The following is a 17,796-nucleotide window of genomic DNA, read 5'->3' as shown; positions in this document are numbered from 1 at the left end:
AAACTTGATTATTTATTTATAAGCAAGGGACTACTTTTAGATATACTTCCGTGATTAATTATCATTTTCAGCATTATTGAACGCATGCAATAAGTGAATTTCAATTTCAAGCACATCTAACCATGCTGGGTCTTTCAAAAACTCAATCCAAAGTTTATCAGCTTCTGCCCCTGATAGCGTTCCCCGAACATACGAATGTATCCGTTTCATTAAATAAATGATTCTTTTCTGTTCCATATAGCAAAAGTTTGGTTCCGGTTGCTATAAGTAAGAGCGATGGGAAAGCAATTCCTTACAAAAAAAATGAAGCTTGAAGAGTTAATTTGGGAATAACCCGTACCTTCCTTCATTTTCATTTCTCGTAAAGTGAATTGTGTTTATATTATTTAAGTCATTACTAGGGGCTTCATTTTCTATGATTATCACCTGATCTTTATTGAAATGCGAAGAAAGATATTCATAGAATTTTTCCTTTAAATCAGTGCCTACTAAACTATCATCATCTCCTTCTGGCTTATAATATGCTAAGAGTGGTGAGTCAAGAACCAAAAATTTTGGATGGGGTAAATCTTTTGTAACACAATATTCCATTAATGTGCATGAAATGGCAGCGTGAGTAATTGCCCTAAATCCTTTACCTCTACTACCTCTAGGCACTCCATTGATTACAAAGTCAAATTCAGTTTTATCAAAATGTACTCTTTCAGAACCCGGATAATGCCACTCTTTTAAAGTGTTCTCTAACATTTGTGAGAATTCATTAAGCAATGTTTCACTTAATAATCTTTTATCCTTCTCTGAGCTACCTTCGTTTTTATCCTCTATAGGGGCAAACTTGTTTCTTTGAACTTGAAGGTTCGATTTTCTCTCAATTAATTTTCTTAAGTACTTCAAATCCTGCATATTACTAATGTAATTTGAATAAGAATCTTTAGTTGAGCTCAGTTCAGCTGTTAAACTAGTATTTATTTTTTGGGTAACCTCTAATAAGTCTATATTTGATTTTAAATTTGCGTCTAAGAGCTCTTTTTCTTCAATGTTTAAAGACTCAATTGTTTCCCCCAAATCTTTAGCAAGAATGTGAATTTTCTTTGTTTCTTGTTCAGCTGCTTTTACTATCTCACTAAAATTTGCATCGCAGTCTGTATCAGTGTTTTGATGTTCTTCACTCGCACCACAAAGTGGACAAATATCAGAGCCTTCAAAAACTATTAAAGACCCACTTTCTATAATTGCTTCTAATCTCTGTATATCTGTTGAATAGTGCTCAGAAAGTAATTTAAATCTAGAACGAAGTTCATTTATTTCATCAATTCTATCTTTTCTTGACTCTATTTTTTGAACTAACGAACGCTTTTTATCTAACTCTTCGTCTATTGTCCTTTTTAAATTTTCAATCTTTTCTTTCTCTTCAGTTAGCAGCCCTTCTAAACTCTCCTGAAGTTTATCAATTTCCTCTAATGAAGATACTGGTTCATTAATTTTATTAGAGTGTTGTTCGATTTCTATATTAATATCAGATATCCATTCGTCTATCAATTCTACTTTTGGTACAGACGCTAATTCATTTATATCCTTTTCAGCAAGATATTCATCACTGTCATCTATACCTGTTAGTAAATATTTAAAGGTAGATTTTTCGGGTGTTACTAGTAAAAATTGCCCTGATAGAAATGGGGAGGTTCTCTTATGGATTTCTGTTTCTTGAACAATAACGAGTCGAGCAAAATCTCGGAATGATAAGTTTTTCTTATCGCCCTTTTTATTCCTTTTTAGTTTTTTGTGTAATGAATCAATAATACTTAATAACCATCCACTAATTGAATCGGTCTTTCCAGCTATAAATTTCTGTGATAGAGTCTCAAGTTGCTCTAATTTTTCACCATTTTCATTAGAACTAAATAAAACAAAATCACCTCCATCATATCCTCTCTTGAGTAAATAGTATCCTTGATCTTGGACATATAGTGTTAATTCAATGCTAGAATATCCGACAGCTTCTGGAATGTCCCTAGGTGCATTACTTCCTCCAAACATATAATCTAATGTTTCCGCTATGTAGGACTTACCAGTGTCTGAAGCCCCATAAATAACATTAAGACCCTGTTCGAATTCTATTAAAGCATCAATCTTTTTATTGCCTAGAAACCGAAGTTGTTTTATTTGTATAGCTTTCATTCTGAGTACCTTTCAGTACTTTGGAAATTAGTTGTCCACCGGTCGAAAAAATTACTTATTAATGCTCTTAATGCTTCATCACTAGTAGATCCATATTCTTCTAAAACCCAATTCGCCCGATCTGTAAGTTTTTCTACATACTCAGAATTAAGAGACCTGATAAAGGGTCTGCCATTTTCATCTAGATAATACTGTATGCCATCATTGGTTGCTTTTCTTTTAATCAACTTCTTGTTAATCATTAAGAATAATGCTCTTTGAATTAGCTTTCGCTTGATAATGATTTCACCTGTTCTCAATGGTAGAGGAGGATGTAAACTTTTGGGACCGTCTATATCACCAGAGTGTATCAATAAGTAATCAAAGTCTACTAACCTATTAACGTCTAAACCCGTTGGATAAGAAGAGTCCAATAGTGCAAGACACCTTATCCCAATCTCTAGTGGGCTGTTAAATGGGGAATTCTTACTACTCATTATTCTTAACCCAAATTAATTTATCGTCGTTAGATAGGTGGTGACAAATGCCTGTTTTATCGTGAATCTTAAGTACCTGAATTAATGGGTTAGATGTCAAGTTTAATTGAACAGACTGACTTATTGTTTCCCTCATTCTTATTAGACCATTATCGTATTCACAATTACATTTATCGACGACTCCCTGGTAGATTTCATCTTTTAAATTATCAAATGTACCCTCAGGGACATTATCTCTTGCAAAATTTCTCAGTGATTCCGCATGATAATACCTTTCTCTTTGACGATGAAAATCTTCTGCAAACTCTTCATCGAGATCATCAAAGTTGGACACTATCTTTCCTTTATAGTCTGAATAAGCCTCAAAAAGTTGATTTATGTACCTAAACTCTGTTTCCACAATTTCTTGTGGAGGTGTTTGAATTTCATCTCTTGAAGGTAAGCCTCCTCCAAAATAAGTACTATGAAATGGTGTTTTTGAGTGCGCCTCTAATAATTCGAGAGGGGAAACTGAACTGAAGATTGAGAAATCAAATGACTCAAAATAATCTAATAAATCTCCTTCAAGATTTACTTCACCTGTAGAGGTAATATTATCTTTACACCTAGTATCCCAATGTTTTCTAATATCTTCTTTTAGCTCATCTGGTTTGGAAATTAAATTTGATAGCTTAGTACCAATATCTTTTGGGGCAACGAAAAAGTATTTCAAAGGGGGTTTATATTCACCATTTTTAGCATGATAAATTAATTTACCAACTTCTTCACTAACCATGCTTGGTGAGAGCGGTTTATCGTAACGCTTACACTGATAATTATCCCAGTCTTTGTGAAAATCAACCTCATCATAAAAACCAACTACATCAACACCTTTATCTCCAGCACCACCCATCCTTCGAATAAAATTGTATTGATCTGACAGAGTTGATGCCCATTGTTCAACTATAACTTCCCAATCATCAGCGGAAATTATTTTTAATCTTTGAATTTTCGGGATGGGAACACCATAGTTCACCGATTGTGAAGTTGCTGGTGCAATATCTTTGATATCTAGTCCCCGAAGTTCTTCTGATAAAGGCATAAATCCATATGAGTTATACCTATATGAAAGCAAAATTATCTATTAAAGTCACATTTTTTTTAGTTTTTAGAAATTTAAACTATTCTTCTGGAATAGATTTTATAGTTCTAATTCATGAATTGTCAAAAAATTCATTTTTAACGGTTTTTAGGTAAGCACCAATCAACGCCTAATTTAGTTAACCAAGTAATTCACTAAAATCCTTGTTTATCACGTTTTAAGGCATGTTGGGAAAATATCACTTTACATAATGTTAGTTATCACGCCAATTCATGACATTGAAAATCAGGTGCTTAAAAAGGCGATTCTCTCAGTATTCTAACACGTTGAAAGGCTGTAGGTAGTGTAAGTACTAAAGAACATGGATAGAGTTAGTCTACGAACCGTATACTAACGAAAACGGGTAGTTGATAGGTAAGATACTACCGCCCGCCGTTCCGCTTAGGCAATGATGGATTGTTCTTGCGGTATTCTTTGAGCCAGTCGGGGTCTTCGTTTAAATCAAGGTTGTCAAGATCATCAAGTTCTAAGTCCAGTCCATCATCCCATAGGTCAGTTGACCCGGCTCTTTTAGTATGTTTTGCTTGGTTGGGGCGGTTTCGTGGGGAATCCGAACCTGATGCCATCTGCTTATTCCTGTGCTGTTGGTCGTAATCATTTGAACGACTGACACTATCAACAAACATACGGGTTACCGGGTCAAGTTCATGGTCGGGGCTCTGTGAATGTACCTTAGACATCAACTGGGTCAGTGCCTTTAATTCGTTATCTGTCAGGTGTTCCAGTCCTCCGCTGATATGGCTGGAAACTAAACCATCTTCCCGTTGCTGATCCTTATGCTCGAACTCCTTCACCTTCGCTATCATCTTGGCAAATAATTCATTGGCTGATAGAATGGTTTTAATAGCATCAAGTGATAGCCTGTTTTGTTTGTTCTCCCGGGCTTCCTTTAGAATTTCATTCGCTTCATCAAGTGCATCCTGAATATTGGAAAACAAGTCTTGGGCGTGGGCTCGTTCTTGCTTGGTGGTATGGCGTACCAGTTTAGCTGGGAGATGGTTTTGACCATGCCTCCAGACATTCTGATAATCCAGTCCTTTGTAATCACGAGCTATGGAATGGGTGGACTCACCTTGTACCAATCGTTTATCAATTTCATGTGTTTTCGGGTGTGCGCATACTTGGCATTTCTGTGGCATTGTTTCTCCTATTTATTTATCTGTCAATTCAGGCGCTTTATTCTATAACCTGTATTCTTATTCTTCTATCAATCCTACCTATACTCATTATCTATTACCTTATCTCATACCTTTTCTATCCATTATGTTCGTACTTTCTTTCTAAACCGTTGTGACTCAATAAATACAACTCCCGGTTCTCTGGAATATCAATCATCTCAGCTTCCTCATCCTGCCTTGTGGTGCCAGTCCTGTAACTGTCGTTATCGTATCCACCATTATACTCCTGACAGACTCCAAAGCGCCGGGCTTGTTAGGCATCAGTAACCGTACGGGTAAGATGCTGTCGTGCTTTGTCAGCATATCCATATCGGGGTGCTTAGATTCTATCTCTTTTACTACCCGTTCCAGCATTGTGTAAGATTCAATCCGTTGTAACAAAATTGCCAGTTTGTTGTGCTCTTTCCGTTTAATCCGGTTGAACACTTTATTGACAGTTGGAAACACTTCCTTAAATACCCGTGCGGGTTCTCCGGCTTTACCTTTGAATTTATACGTGTATTTATTTCCGAAGAAAACCGATTTAAAGAGATAGGTCTTTAATTGCTTTCTGTCGGCGAACTCCGTTAACCCTCTATCCTGAAACTGTTGTGCCATATACTCATAAAACTTACCACTTGATACTAAAGAACGGTACAGGTTAACATCATGAGCTTCAATGGATAACAAAGGCTTTACAGACATAAGATCGCTATGAGGTAGATAGTCCTCCATCACTTCCAGTACTTCCTTCGTGGGATTAAACAGAGCTCCGGCAAAGTAGGGCTGACTATTTCTTATATCCATTTCAATGAACGACTGTCCTTCAATATGACAATACTTCAGCAGGTAGCCGGGCAGGTTGGTAAAGTTACTATCAAGACGGAAATTGGTGGTATTGGTTTTGATGTAAATTTCCTCCGCGTGTATTCTCATTATAGCAGACAAGGCATACGTTCTGCGTGCTTCTGCTCCCTCGGCATCCATACCTTTTTGAATATTCTCTTGGTACTTTTCATCAACTGCCTGCCGGGCTTCCTCAAAGTCTATGTTCACCTTCCTGATAGCTTTGTTAAGAAACGGGTGCTTTTTGCTGTTACGTCGGGCAAGGTGAGATTTATTTTTTTCGACCCTGCGGATGATTTTCATATCAGTGATTGGTACCTGTTCTGTCCAACCTTCATTTATCAGTCGGTACCATCTGCTGTTTCGTCCTGCACTATGATTTATCCATTCGATGATACCTTCCTCACGTAACAGGTGGAGGTACTTACTTGCCTGTGGAATAACATTGTTCATGTACTCCATATTCAAGATTGACCAGGCATTGCAATAATTATCATTGTCTACCTGTTTTCGGGTGAGTATCAGATGAATCAGGTATTCCATCCGTGAAACTGAAAAGCCGGGAATATCAGGGGGATGTTGTTCAAAGTATCTCATCTTTTCTTTAAGGTTGACAGCTATCAACTGATGATGTTTTTTTGACACCCGTTGACGCTTTGTCTTTGCCTTTACCTTCTTTTTTTTCTTTCGCCATTTTGTGCGTTTCATATCTACTTCCTAATTCTACTTCCTATTAAAAAAGAGGAACCGGAAGAGCATTTGGATAGATGGGGGAAGTAGATAAAAACCATCCTAAGCTTGTCAGGGGGCTACCCTGTCCGGTTCCATAAAGTTGTTCATTATACAATCAGTGGTTCATATTCACTGTCTTACTGATCTCTGACACCTTATCTGTGGCTCCGTAGTGTCTTAGTATGTCTTTATATTTGGAGCCGTTTTATCCATTAAAAAAAGTGCCGAACGAACCAAAGGAGGAAACCAAAAGCCGTCCGGCTAAGGAGGTGCGTATGTTTGATCGCACCAAAAATTTAAGGCACCCGACACCTTTCAAAATGTCGGGGCTCTCTACGAAGTTTAATCAACCAACATGAAGAAGCATTACGCCACTTCAATTTCGTGAATGGGTTTGGCATCTTCAGGCCAGTCGGGAAAATCTTTTTCCGAAATCTTTGTCAGTTTCTGTTGTTTCAATGCTTTGATCCCCATTTTTTTCGAGGGCAGTACGAGTTTTTTCAGAACAGCATTTTTTTGGGCTTCCTCAAATAGTTTATCACGCTCTTTGAACAAGGAATCATTGTCTAAGCCCATCTGCTTTATCCAAGCCTTTGCCATCTTGAAGTAATGGTACAGAGGCATACCGTAATAAGGTGAGTCTTCGGAACTGATGAATGGTATACCATCATCATTACGGCTTATTTCTTGACCATCAATTTCGCTCCACTTCTTACGTTCTTCTTCTGTCAATGATGACGGCACACCTGTTGTAAGTGGACCATGTTCAAGCATCTTCAATTTGCGTTTCTTCTGTGCGGCTTTCTCCTGTTTTGCTATGGTTGCTTCCAGTTCTTTGACCTCCAACTTGCGAACATCAAGTATGGCTTGGTTCTTTAGTTTTAGATCAAGAAGCATATCTGGCCATTCTTCCGAAGGTGTCAGCAGTTGGCCATTTTCTACTTGTTTTCTTTGCCATGCTTTGAACCGTTCATTCAATTGAGCAAGTTCAGATTTGTAATATGGGATCGCAGCAAGTTTCCAATCTGTGCCCACTTTGTAATGACCATCCTTACCCGGCATTCCTTTTAGTTCGTAGATTCCTGCCTCGGGATTGTTGATGGGATCTGTATTGTAGAGGTTCCTTGCGTTTTCGTTGAATATGGGCGACTTATTTTTAGCCTTTTCGAAGGCTTGGTCATACGCCGGATGCTTCCCAAATGGGTAGCGTCGGCTCTTTTCTTTTTTCTGTGTCTTGGTACGTGTCATCATCAGATGGAATTTTTATTGAGGGTTTACGCCAATCGGATAAAGGACTTCACTGTCCTCATTTACCTGTTTTCTTGGTTTAGGTTTTTCATTGGTGGACTTCCGTTTTATACGCTCCGCTTGGGTTTCAATTTTTCCGTTAGCTTGCAATGTATAGCCCAAAGGCAGGAGCATTTCATCGTCAGACTTGGTATCAACATATCCGGTTGGACCATTCACTTGAAAATTATTAGCCTGTGGCTGGTTTCGTCTGTCGTTCACTTGGAATGTTTCACCAGATGGTTTTTTTAGTGTGATGGTTTTCATTGTTTTCTCCTTTAGGTTATTAGTGTTAATACTGAGGCGATTAATAAAAATGTGAAAATGTAGATGTATGGGTTCGGTGCTTTCATGATGCTGAGGGTGTAGGGTTTCTCAAAATTGCTTCCTCGAACGTGTGGCGCCAATCAATGGAGCATCCTAAAGCCTGTTCCAACTTCTGCCGGGTTACCTCCTGTGGAGTGGTTTTGCCGTTCTCAATGAATGAAAGAGTGGCAACATTTATATCTGCCATAGTTGCCAGGTCGGCTTGTTTAATGCCTTTTGAAACGCGTGCGGTACGTAATGTCATTGCTCGTGAGGTTCGTTACTATTTTATTCATTCTATGTTATAAAGAAGAAATCATTAAACAAAATAATATTATGTATATGAGTAAATAGACTTTTAAAAACAATGTATTTTTTAAAAAAACCTTACTTTTTTAAAAGAAGTGCTGTTTTTTAAAAGAAGCAGTTTTGCACACATTAAGGTCCTTTTGCATCTTTAGGAACGTCCTGATATTGATAAGCTTTCTGTAATTTTCTGCCTGCAAATCTTGGTAGGAATACCCTTGCCTTTCAAAGCATTTAATGACGCCTTCCGATATTCCGCCTACTCCCCGTTTTGTACTTTTCTCTGAGACTGTAATAACATTGTAATCGCTATTAGATAAAACACTGCCTCTCTTGAATCCCTTTACAGGCCACATGACCTGCCCATATGCCGCTAGCAGCACCCACGATGCAGAGTCACAACTGTGCCACGGGAACTGTTTTAGGTCTGGGATGGATGTTACTCCGAAGCCGTGTGTCTTGACATTCGCTCCTGTTTTATTCAGATACGTGAATACTTTATCCATCCAAAGTCTCCGCGCCTTCGTTGACAAATCATTGGCTGGGGAGATACCAATGTAATCCGTTTGCTCAAGCATCTTGTCAAGCCACCTGAAATGCTCGTGCTGGTGAAACACGTGGATAGGTGTAATGCCTTCCTTCTTCATTCGCACCATATTATCAAAACCCTGTTTGGCAGCTTCATCAATTTTCCGCCGGGTCTTTGGTCTAATAAGGTTGATGCCTTTCATTTCTCCCGCTTCCCCCGGAATAACATCAAGGTTGACTACATGGACTTTCTTGTTGGCTTTCTCGCCTTGGGCGATACACTGGTGGGCGTACTCAATGTATTCATTGATATCTATTTCCCTGCCTTTGTTCCAAGCGGAAAAGGCTCCTGAATCAAGTATAACATTTCCGGGAGCGTCATCAGTTTGATGTAACCACTGCCCGAACTGTTCAGGGTAGGCAAATGATACCAATCTGTTCCGGACTGGATTGCCTCCCTGTTCCTCAAGCCAGTGTTTTGATAAACTCCAAGAACCAGCAAAGTAAATTTTAAACGGTTGTAAATTTTCCATCATTGTAAATTTTACACCTGCTCTAAAATTTCATCAGCTAACTTATCCAGTTGCTGTTCTGCTTCTATAACAGCTTTATCTACATTATCATACGCCAGTTCAATCTCCTTATATAGAGTTTTACTTATCTCGGATGCCTCCGGCTCTAACCATTCAAGTTGAACATCAAATTCTACAACTTCTTTACCGTACATGCCTGCTCGGAATTTATCTTTGAGTTTGTTCAGTTTGTTCAGATGGGTTTTAATCAAATCCAGCCGACTGTGTACCTGACGTTTTACTAACTCCGTCCGGTTCAGTTCTTTAATATCTCCCTGTACCGCTTCAATTCCTCCGTCCTCATATTTCTTTTTGAGGTTTTTTAATTCACCATCTTTAATCTCATCAAAGTTACCTTGCTCGAATAGAAACTCCCTAAGCTGTTCAGGGAAGCTCGGTGCAGATAGTTCATACAGAATAGAACGCGGTATTTGCAACGCTATATTTTTGTTTGAAAAACACTGCTCAAAGACATGCACATAATTCTGCCCGGTTTCGTAGCTGAAATCAATATCCTGCTTATTAAACCATTTTTTATAACCTCTTTTATACCGCAGGCATATATCTTTCGCTTTGTACAAAAGTTCACCAGTTGTAAAAATATCGCTTTTAGTTCTTTTAGTTCTTAAGCGAATTTGCTCAGCTATACATTGAAGTTGATCATCTGCACAATATCCAGCCATTTCAAATGTCTCTATATCTTCATGTTGCTTTATCGCGTCATTGATAGACTTATCAACTCCAATCCCAAGTTCCTCCATTTCCCGCTCAAAATTGTTGCGGTTGGAACTTTTCTTTCTTGGTGGTTTTGTTCGGCGAAGTTTTACTTTCTGCTTTACTGTTCCGTTCATTTTGTTTCTCCGTTTGTTATTATTTGTGAAATAGATATAGTTAGGTCTGGTGCCTTATTGTGTAGGCAGTTCCAACTCTATCACATCATTACTTTATTATACAATCGGCCCAAAAGTTTTTAACCTGTAGAGAGCAAATTATTTAACACATATACAGATAAGCATTTGCACAGCAGTAGGTTACGGATTATTTAGAAGAGCTATTAATAGTAATAGGTGAGCTACTTAGCTGTTGTAGAATTAAACATAATGTTGTGATGGTAGGACCTCCCGGTTCAGGAAAGACCATGATGGCGCGGCGCATACCAACTATTTTGCCTCCACTTACTTTGGATGAAGCCCTGGAAACCACAAAAATTCATTCCGTTTCAGGTATACTGGAATCCGGAAAGGCACTGATCACTGACCGACAATTTCGATCACCGCACCATACAGTTTCTGATGTGGCTTTGGTAGGAGGTGGAAGTATTCCCATGCCGGGTGAGATCTCAATGGCCCACAACGGTGTTCTTTTTCTGGATGAACTGCCGGAGTTCAAACGCAGTGCTCTGGAAGTGATGCGTCAGCCGCTGGAGGATGGTTTTGTCTCCATATCACGGGCGCGAATGAGTGTGACCTATCCGAGTCGGGTGATGTTGGTGGCATCGATGAATCCGTCTCCGTCCGGTGACTGGTATGATCCCAATGATATGGGTGGAACCACCTCTCAGCAAATGCAACGGTATCTAAGCAAGATAAGCGGTCCTCTATTGGATCGGATCGATCTGCATATCGAGGTTCATAAGGTGAGCTATGAGGAATTGTCCGGCAGGGCCAAGGGGGAGTCCTCAAATGATATCAGAAAGCGGGTGATAAAAGCCAGGGATATTCAGTCGAAACGGTTTATGGGAGTAAAGGGAGTTTACAGCAATGCTCAAATGAGTACTCGCATGGTCCGAAAGATGTGCAAGCTGGATGATGCCGGTTCACAGATCCTCAAAAAAGCCATCACTACGCTTGGTCTTTCAGCCCGTGCGTATGACCGTATTCTAAAAGTCTCGCGAACTATTGCCGACCTGGATCACTCTGAAGATATAAGATCAAATCACATAGCAGAAGCGATACAGTATCGAAGCCTGGACAGAGAAGGGTGGCTTGGATGAGAATATCGAATATTGAACAAGGAATATCGAATAATGAAGAAAAATTATGAACGAAAGGAAATTTGATCTGGAAGAAAGGCTTATTCAATTTGCTTTGTTAATTTTGGATATCGCTGAGAAGTTGCCTAATACATATATAGGGAATTATTTTGGGAAGCAGTTAGTACGAAGTGGTACCTCACCCGCATTTCATTATTCTGAAGCGCAAGGCGCGGAATCTCGAAAGGACTTCGTTCATAAACTTAAAATTGCTTTAAAAGAACTCAGGGAATCTTCTACCAACATGAAGATCATTAAAATGAGACCTATCCTACAATCTGATCAGTTAGATAAAGCGATAAAGGAGTGTAATGAACTCATTTCAATTCTGGTCAAAAGTATTCAAACAACAAAAAAGAATATGGGTATTAAATAATATTTCGATATTCATTATTCCTTGTTCAATATTCGATATTCAAATAACTTGTTGATTCGCGCAATGAAATTGAATAAGCTTTCTGTTCAATTTTAAATCCAACCAAATAGGAACAGCAGTTTTGTCCACCTTTGTTGATGTTGCTCTTCCGGCGGCTGTTCGCAGGCAGTTTACATATCATGTTCCCGATGAGCTTGAGCGTGGTGTTCAGGAAGGTCAGCGGGTATGGATCCCCTTCAGAAATTATTATGCGATCGGGGTTATAGTTCGGGTACATGATCAAATCCCTTCCTTTAAAACCAAACCCGTTCGGAAGATCCTGGATGAGCAGCCTCTGCTTTCCAAGGAATTGCTGGAACTGACCGGGTGGATCTCAAAATTCTATTACGCCAGTTGGGGAGAAACCATCCAGGCAGCTTTACCGGCAGGCTTGAATTTCGTTTCAAGAAAATATTTGAATGTGGCAGAGAAATGTGATGATGAAAACCTGAGTGATGAAGAGAGGGAGATCATCTCAGAACTCAGGGAAAATAAAACCACATTGGATGAGGCCAAAAAACGCTGGAAGGGAACGGGATTGAATCAGGTGTTAAGCAAGTTACTGAAGGCCAAGAAGATTGAGATCTGGGAAGAGCCGGATATGAAAGTTTCGGTTTCAACAGAGCGGGAGTGGATCTGGGCTGATAATAAATCAAAGATGGGGGCCAAGGAATATTTGAACAGTGAAGAGGTGAATGAATCCCTGAAGTGGACCAAAGCACTGGCTGAGATCTCAAGGTTGATTCCGGTTCGCCAGTCCGATCTTCCCGATGATCCTCTTTTCAATTCATACAGTATGAGGAAACTTCAGGATGAAAACTGGATCACATTCAGGGAAGTTGATAAGAAGTCAGATATTGAAAATCTGGATCATGATCCCGATTCCATAAAAACTCTGAATACTGATCAGCAAAACGCATTTGAAAAGATCGGATCGTCTATTCAGGAAAATGAATTTGCCAACTACCTGCTGTTTGGTATTACAGGAAGCGGGAAAACGGAGGTTTACATCCATGCCCTGAAGCAGGTGGTAGAAAGTGGAAAAGGGGGGATAGTGTTGGTTCCGGAGATCGCGCTGACGCCACAAACGGTATCAAGGTTTTACCGGATATTTGGAGATGAGATCGCTTTGCTGCATAGCCGGATGTCAGCCGCAGAAAGATTGCAAGCTTGGAAAGATCTGGATCAAGGAAAGAAGAAGATCGCTATCGGACCACGATCTGCCGTTTTTGCTCCGGTTCAGAACTTAGGGATCATCATCCTGGATGAAGAACACGACAGCTCTTATAAGCAAATGGACCCGGCGCCCAGATACCATGCACGTGAAACTGCTATTGTGAGAGCTAGAATGAATGCTGCTGTGGTGATCATGGGAACGGCTACACCAAGCATGCAGGCACTGAATATGGCCGCCAAGGATAAATGTGAGATGCTGGAGTTGAAAGATCGCCATGCCGATGCCGTACTCCCTGAGGTTGAGATCGTAGACTTAAAGCAGTATAAAGGCAAAGCAATGAAAGGTGAATTTGCGGCATCGCTATACATTGCAATGGAAGAAGCTTTGAAGAGGAATGAACAGATCATCCTTCTTTATAACAGAAGGGGCTACGCCAGTTATTTGCAATGTGAAGACTGTGGGCATATTCCTGAAAGTCCGGAGAGTTCGGTTAGCCTGACCTTTCACAAGCGCAAAAATTTGCTAATGGATCACTACACCGGTTATGCGCGGCGAAAGGATACACAATGTGAAAACTGCGGCTCTCCAAATCTTAAAGTACAGGGGTCGGGCACACAGAATGTGGAAGAACAGCTTGAAACACTATTTCCGGAAGCCAATGTCATTCGTTTTGACCGGGATTCAACATCTCGAAAAGGAGCACATGAACGCATTCTTAAGGAGTTTGGAGACGGTAAGGCAGATATCCTGATCGGAACCCAGTTAGTGGCCAAAGGACTTGATTTCCCAAATGTAACCGTTGTCGGGGTTGTGAATGCGGATACGGAACTTGCGTTTCCATCTTTTCAGGCCACTGAACGAATGTATCAGCTTCTAAGCCAGGTTTCAGGGCGTTCCGGCAGGGGTGATAAACCCGGAACAGTATTCCTTCAAACCCGCCAGCCTGAAAATCCTGCGCTTATCTTTGCCAAAGAACATGATCACAGAGGTTTTGCCCGTCAGGAAATGGAATTCAGGAAACCCTTATATTATCCACCTTATTCAAGATTGATAAAATTTGAACTAAAATCATCTGATGAACAAAAGGTGAATATGGCGGCTCATACCCTGAAAAGGTCCGCAGAGCAGGTTGTACCGGATGTTCCGGTTTTAGGACCCTCACCGTCAGCAATTCCATGGCTCAACCGAAAATACCTGTGGGAAGTGACTCTTAAAATTGAGCCTGAAAAAGGAGGAGCTTACATCGAAATGCTATTGGATAAGGTTTTAGAGGTTTATGAAGGTGCGTCAAAAGGCAAATGGTCCTCAGTCAGGATAAATGTTAATGTAGATGCTATTCAGTAAATGGCATAATATTGCGTAACTGAAATAGGTTAAACCGCTGGATAAATAACTCGTCTAAAAAATTTGCAAATACCCCGCCAAAGTTGGTATTTAAGGGGGTAGTTCTACACCACTTAAATTTATCAGAAAATGGGAGAAGAGCGCGTTAAGCTTGCTGACAATAATGAAGAGATGCAGACCTTCATGAAGCATGTGCTTCGAGATCTGCGTGCATTACAAAAAATGCATGATGAAAACTGGTTCGAAACGGATGTCCTTAGGATCGGGGCCGAACAGGAACTGTGCATGGTGGATGCTCACGGAAAGGTATTTCCAAAGTCTATGGAAGTTCTGGATGCATTGGGAGAGGGTAATTATACCACTGAGTTTGCCCTTTTTAATCTGGAGATCAACATGGATCCACTGGAGTTTCGCGGCGACTGCTTGTCTCAGATGGAAAATAGCCTGCATAAAGAAGTTGATCATGTTCGAAAGACCGTACGCGAAATGGGTGGGGATATTTTACTGACGGGCATTCTGCCAACCATCCGTAAAATGGATCTGGACATTGAGAATCTGACTCCGCTTCAGAGGTATGAAGCTCTTTGTGAGGCCATCAACAAACTAAGAGGAAAAGAGTTTGAGCTTCGTATACAAGGGATGGATGAGCTGCTTATGAAGTTTGATTCCCCTTTGCTTGAGGCCTGCAATACCGGGTTTCAGGTCCATTTACAGGTAAAACCATCTGAATTTGTGAATCGCTATAACATTGCACAGGCTGTTACGGCTCCGGTTCTTGCGGCGGCAGTCAACTCTCCGATCCTGTTTGGAAAACGACTTTGGGCAGAAACAAGAGTGGCTCTTTTCCATCAATCTATCGATACAAGGCAGGTTGGAGAACACTTGCGGGATTCGAGTCCCAGGGTGACCTTCGGTAACCAATGGCTTGAGAACAGTATCCTCGATATATATAAAGAAGACATCTCCAGATATCGGGTTATGCTAAGTGCTGAGATCGAAGAAGAAGTTGAAAAACTTATGGAAGAGGGTAAAACACCTGAGTTGATGGCACTAAAAGTTCATAATTCATCAGTTTACAGGTGGAACCGACCTTGTTATGGTATCAGTAATGGAAAACCGCACCTTAGAATAGAGAACCGTGTTCTGCCGTCTGGACCCACCGTTGTAGATGAGGTTGCAAACGCTGCATTCTGGTTAGGTTTGTTGAATGGCTTTGAGGATGAGTATCCTGATATTACTCAGGAGATGGATTTTGACAATGCCCGCATGAACTTTTTTGCGGCATCAAAAATGGGGCTGGATACAAAATTTGTATGGACGAAAGATCGGAAGATTACAGCCGTTGACCTGATCAAAGATGAGTTGTTACCCATTGCCCGAAATGGACTTAAAAAGGCGAACATAGACACCTCTGATATTGACACCTATCTGAGCATTATTGAGGATCGGGCCGACGCTGCTCAGACCGGATCGTACTGGATGGTTAAATCGTACGGTAAGCTGCTCAAAGAAGGGAATAAGGAACAGGCATTATCTGCCATAGCCAATGCAATGATCAAGAATCAGAATAAAGGAGAACCGGTTCACAAATGGGGCTTGGCCCGTGTGGAAGACCTGGAGCATTGGAAACCATCTAAACTGATGGTAGAGGAATTTATGACCACCGATCTTTTCACCGTTCGAAAAGATGATATACTTGAGTTTGTAGCGAATCTTCTGGATTGGCGAAAGATCCGATACTTACCGGTTGAGGATGATCAAAAACACCTTATTGGGTTGATCACAATGCGCCAGTTACTCCGGGAATATTCAAAAACAGAAGAAAAAGTAAACGATACCGGCTCGAAAACGGTGTCAGATGTCATGATCCAGAACCCCATTACCATTCATCCTGAAGCCTCAATCATGGAGGCCATGGCAATTATGAAAGATCAGGAGATAGGGTGTTTACCGGTTGTTAAGAACAGCAGATTAGTTGGTATTATTACGGAAGGCAATTTTATGAATATCACTATCCGGTTGCTGAAAACTTTGGAAAATAAAACAGAATAAAAGCATTGCAGGAAGAGACAATTTTAGCAAAGAATGAAGATGAAACATTTGACATGGAACAAGTTGACCGGGTCATATGGAGCCACAAAAAAGATACCGGTCCGGTTGTTGTAATTTTTTCTGCGATTCATGGCAATGAGCTGGCCGGTTTGTATGCTTCAAGGAGATTAGCCACATCACTTTCCAAAACCACAGATAAGCTTAAGGGATCCGTGTACATGATCAGCGGTAACCTTAAAGCAATAAGAAAAGGTGTACGATTTCTTGATCGGGACCTGAACCGTATCTGGAATGAAGTTTCAGAAGGCGAGTTTAAAGAAAACGATGATGTTTCTTCAGAATGGAGTGAAGCACAGGAATTGTTCGATGTTCTTACTGAAATTGTTAACGAACACCGTTTTGTGACCCAGGAACTTACTTTTATCGATCTGCATACTACATCAGCTGAAAGCTGTGCCTTTATCTTATTTAATGATACTCTTGAAAACCGAAAAAGTGCGAGTTACTTCCCGGTTCCGCAAATATTAGGAATAGAAGAAACCATCCATGGTACTCTTTTGAGTTACATTAATGATCTTGGTTATCCGGCTATTGGATTTGAGGCAGGTAAGCATGAAGCAAAAAGTTCTCTTGATAGGACCGAAGCATTTCTGTGGTTATATCTGCATCACTTACAGTTTTATACATTAAAGGCGAGGGAGATCCATTATTATGAGAAAATGATGAAGGGAAACCCGGATATAGAAGACAGCTATTATGAGATCAGCTATCACCATTATGTGGATGATGCTTCCCGGTTTAAAATGAAAAAAGGATTCATGAATTTTGATTCTATTTATAAAGGAGATCTATTGGCTTATGATGAAGGTGAACCTGTCTATGCTCCCCAAAGTGGTTTGATCTTTATGCCGTTGTATCAGACCAAAGGAAATGATGGCTTTTTTATTCTAAGGGGAAGATCTGCGTTCTGGCTTGAATTATCTTCTAAATTACGGGACTCTTTTATAAATAATTACCTGCACTTCCTGCCTGGTGTTCAGAAAGAAGGTAAAAGGGTCTATACTGTTGATCTTAAAGTTGCCAGATTCTTTGTGAAAGAGGTCTTTCACCTAATGGGATACAGGGTCATCAAGCAAAGTCCTTATACTCTTATCTGCTACAAACGTTAGCCTTGAAATCAGTCATGAGCTTCACTGTATTAAAATCATAAAATATTTTTGTCGGGTGGCTTACACTTTGTGTATGTT

The 17,796-nt window shown here is 40.2% G+C and carries 15 protein-coding genes and 1 pseudogene; 5 read left to right on the top strand and 11 right to left on the bottom strand.

Annotated elements, in window-relative coordinates:
• Nucleotides 1–54: 54 nt before the first annotated feature.
• The 11 genes from ACKGJO_RS09270 to ACKGJO_RS09220 form a co-directional block, all read right to left on the bottom strand.
• Nucleotides 55–210 (bottom strand): hypothetical protein, encoded by a 156-nt coding sequence (locus ACKGJO_RS09270; protein ID WP_411323142.1) that lies wholly within the window; start codon nt 208–210, stop codon nt 55–57.
• A 108-nt stretch (nt 211–318) separates the two neighbouring features.
• On the bottom strand, nt 319–2,178 hold the full coding sequence (locus ACKGJO_RS09265; protein ID WP_411323141.1) for an AAA family ATPase: 1,860 nt from the start codon (nt 2,176–2,178) through the stop codon (nt 319–321).
• Nucleotides 2,175–2,654 (bottom strand): ABC-three component system middle component 2, encoded by a 480-nt coding sequence (locus ACKGJO_RS09260; RefSeq protein ID WP_411323140.1) that lies wholly within the window; start codon nt 2,652–2,654, stop codon nt 2,175–2,177. Before ACKGJO_RS09260 ends, ACKGJO_RS09265 begins: the two co-directional genes overlap by 4 nt.
• A complete protein-coding gene (locus tag ACKGJO_RS09255; RefSeq protein WP_411323139.1) occupies nt 2,647–3,735 on the bottom strand; it encodes an ABC-three component system protein in 1,089 nt (362 codons plus the stop codon). The genes ACKGJO_RS09260 and ACKGJO_RS09255 overlap by 8 nt, the downstream gene beginning before the upstream one ends.
• A gap of 422 nt (nt 3,736–4,157) precedes the next feature.
• Nucleotides 4,158–4,934, bottom strand: a complete 777-nt coding sequence (locus tag ACKGJO_RS09250; RefSeq protein WP_411323138.1) for a hypothetical protein — start codon at nt 4,932–4,934, stop codon at nt 4,158–4,160.
• A 192-nt stretch (nt 4,935–5,126) separates the two neighbouring features.
• On the bottom strand, nt 5,127–6,506 hold the full coding sequence (locus ACKGJO_RS09245) for a hypothetical protein (protein ID WP_411323137.1): 1,380 nt from the start codon (nt 6,504–6,506) through the stop codon (nt 5,127–5,129).
• Nucleotides 6,507–6,896: 390 nt separating this feature from the next.
• Nucleotides 6,897–7,781: a hypothetical protein gene (locus ACKGJO_RS09240; protein ID WP_411323136.1), complete on the bottom strand. Its 885-nt coding sequence runs from the start codon at nt 7,779–7,781 to the stop codon at nt 6,897–6,899.
• Between the two features lie 12 nt (nt 7,782–7,793).
• Nucleotides 7,794–8,084, bottom strand: coding sequence for a hypothetical protein (locus ACKGJO_RS09235; RefSeq protein ID WP_411323135.1), 291 nt, complete (start codon nt 8,082–8,084; stop codon nt 7,794–7,796).
• Nucleotides 8,085–8,166: 82 nt separating this feature from the next.
• Nucleotides 8,167–8,388, bottom strand: a complete 222-nt coding sequence (locus ACKGJO_RS09230; protein WP_411323134.1) for a helix-turn-helix domain-containing protein — start codon at nt 8,386–8,388, stop codon at nt 8,167–8,169.
• 130 nt (nt 8,389–8,518) lie between these two features.
• Nucleotides 8,519–9,493 carry a hypothetical protein gene (locus tag ACKGJO_RS09225; protein WP_411323133.1) on the bottom strand — a complete coding sequence of 325 codons (975 nt, stop codon included), beginning with the start codon at nt 9,491–9,493 and terminating at the stop codon, nt 8,519–8,521.
• A gap of 8 nt (nt 9,494–9,501) precedes the next feature.
• On the bottom strand, nt 9,502–10,290 hold the full coding sequence (locus tag ACKGJO_RS09220) for a hypothetical protein (RefSeq protein ID WP_411323132.1): 789 nt from the start codon (nt 10,288–10,290) through the stop codon (nt 9,502–9,504).
• A 335-nt stretch (nt 10,291–10,625) separates the two neighbouring features.
• Here ACKGJO_RS09220 and ACKGJO_RS09215 point away from each other — a divergent pair.
• The 5 genes and pseudogenes from ACKGJO_RS09215 to ACKGJO_RS09195 all read left to right on the top strand — a co-directional run.
• Nucleotides 10,626–11,522 (top strand): annotated as a pseudogene (locus tag ACKGJO_RS09215) (YifB family Mg chelatase-like AAA ATPase); the annotation flags it as partial.
• 46 nt (nt 11,523–11,568) lie between these two features.
• A complete protein-coding gene (locus ACKGJO_RS09210; protein ID WP_411323131.1) occupies nt 11,569–11,937 on the top strand; it encodes a four helix bundle protein in 369 nt (122 codons plus the stop codon).
• A gap of 121 nt (nt 11,938–12,058) precedes the next feature.
• The gene (priA, locus tag ACKGJO_RS09205) at nt 12,059–14,497 is read left to right on the top strand and encodes a replication restart helicase PriA (RefSeq protein ID WP_411323130.1); all 2,439 of its coding nucleotides are present in this window, start codon (nt 12,059–12,061) and stop codon (nt 14,495–14,497) included.
• A gap of 129 nt (nt 14,498–14,626) precedes the next feature.
• Nucleotides 14,627–16,549, top strand: a complete 1,923-nt coding sequence (locus tag ACKGJO_RS09200; RefSeq protein ID WP_411323129.1) for a CBS domain-containing protein — start codon at nt 14,627–14,629, stop codon at nt 16,547–16,549.
• Between the two features lie 53 nt (nt 16,550–16,602).
• Nucleotides 16,603–17,718 (top strand): succinylglutamate desuccinylase/aspartoacylase family protein, encoded by a 1,116-nt coding sequence (locus tag ACKGJO_RS09195; RefSeq protein ID WP_411323128.1) that lies wholly within the window; start codon nt 16,603–16,605, stop codon nt 17,716–17,718.
• Nucleotides 17,719–17,796: the final 78 nt, after the last annotated feature.

The organism is Gracilimonas qinghaiensis, assembly GCF_046602855.1.
Taxonomy (GTDB): domain Bacteria; phylum Bacteroidota; class Rhodothermia; order Balneolales; family Balneolaceae; genus Gracilimonas.
The sequence above is the reverse complement of the archived record's forward strand: the minus strand, read 5'-3'. Positions and strand labels throughout refer to the sequence as shown.

Excerpts from the sequence above, each read along its gene's own strand:
- ACKGJO_RS09210 (WP_411323131.1), top strand. The coding sequence starts at position 11,569 with ATGAACGAAAGGAAATTTGATCTGGAAGAAAGGCTTATTCAATTTGCT.
- ACKGJO_RS09195 (WP_411323128.1), top strand. The coding sequence starts at position 16,603 with ATGGAACAAGTTGACCGGGTCATATGGAGCCACAAAAAAGATACCGGT.
- ACKGJO_RS09265 (WP_411323141.1), bottom strand. The coding sequence starts at position 2,178 with ATGAAAGCTATACAAATAAAACAACTTCGGTTTCTAGGCAATAAAAAG.
- ACKGJO_RS09235 (WP_411323135.1), bottom strand. The coding sequence starts at position 8,084 with ATGAAAACCATCACACTAAAAAAACCATCTGGTGAAACATTCCAAGTG.
- ACKGJO_RS09270 (WP_411323142.1), bottom strand. The coding sequence starts at position 210 with ATGAAACGGATACATTCGTATGTTCGGGGAACGCTATCAGGGGCAGAA.
- ACKGJO_RS09260 (WP_411323140.1), bottom strand. The coding sequence starts at position 2,654 with ATGAGTAGTAAGAATTCCCCATTTAACAGCCCACTAGAGATTGGGATA.
- ACKGJO_RS09250 (WP_411323138.1), bottom strand. The coding sequence starts at position 4,934 with ATGCCACAGAAATGCCAAGTATGCGCACACCCGAAAACACATGAAATT.
- ACKGJO_RS09220 (WP_411323132.1), bottom strand. The coding sequence starts at position 10,290 with ATGGAGGAACTTGGGATTGGAGTTGATAAGTCTATCAATGACGCGATA.
- ACKGJO_RS09225 (WP_411323133.1), bottom strand. The coding sequence starts at position 9,493 with ATGATGGAAAATTTACAACCGTTTAAAATTTACTTTGCTGGTTCTTGG.
- ACKGJO_RS09200 (WP_411323129.1), top strand. The coding sequence starts at position 14,627 with ATGGGAGAAGAGCGCGTTAAGCTTGCTGACAATAATGAAGAGATGCAG.
- ACKGJO_RS09255 (WP_411323139.1), bottom strand. The coding sequence starts at position 3,735 with ATGCCTTTATCAGAAGAACTTCGGGGACTAGATATCAAAGATATTGCA.
- ACKGJO_RS09230 (WP_411323134.1), bottom strand. The coding sequence starts at position 8,388 with ATGACATTACGTACCGCACGCGTTTCAAAAGGCATTAAACAAGCCGAC.
- ACKGJO_RS09240 (WP_411323136.1), bottom strand. The coding sequence starts at position 7,781 with ATGATGACACGTACCAAGACACAGAAAAAAGAAAAGAGCCGACGCTAC.
- ACKGJO_RS09245 (WP_411323137.1), bottom strand. The coding sequence starts at position 6,506 with ATGAAACGCACAAAATGGCGAAAGAAAAAAAAGAAGGTAAAGGCAAAG.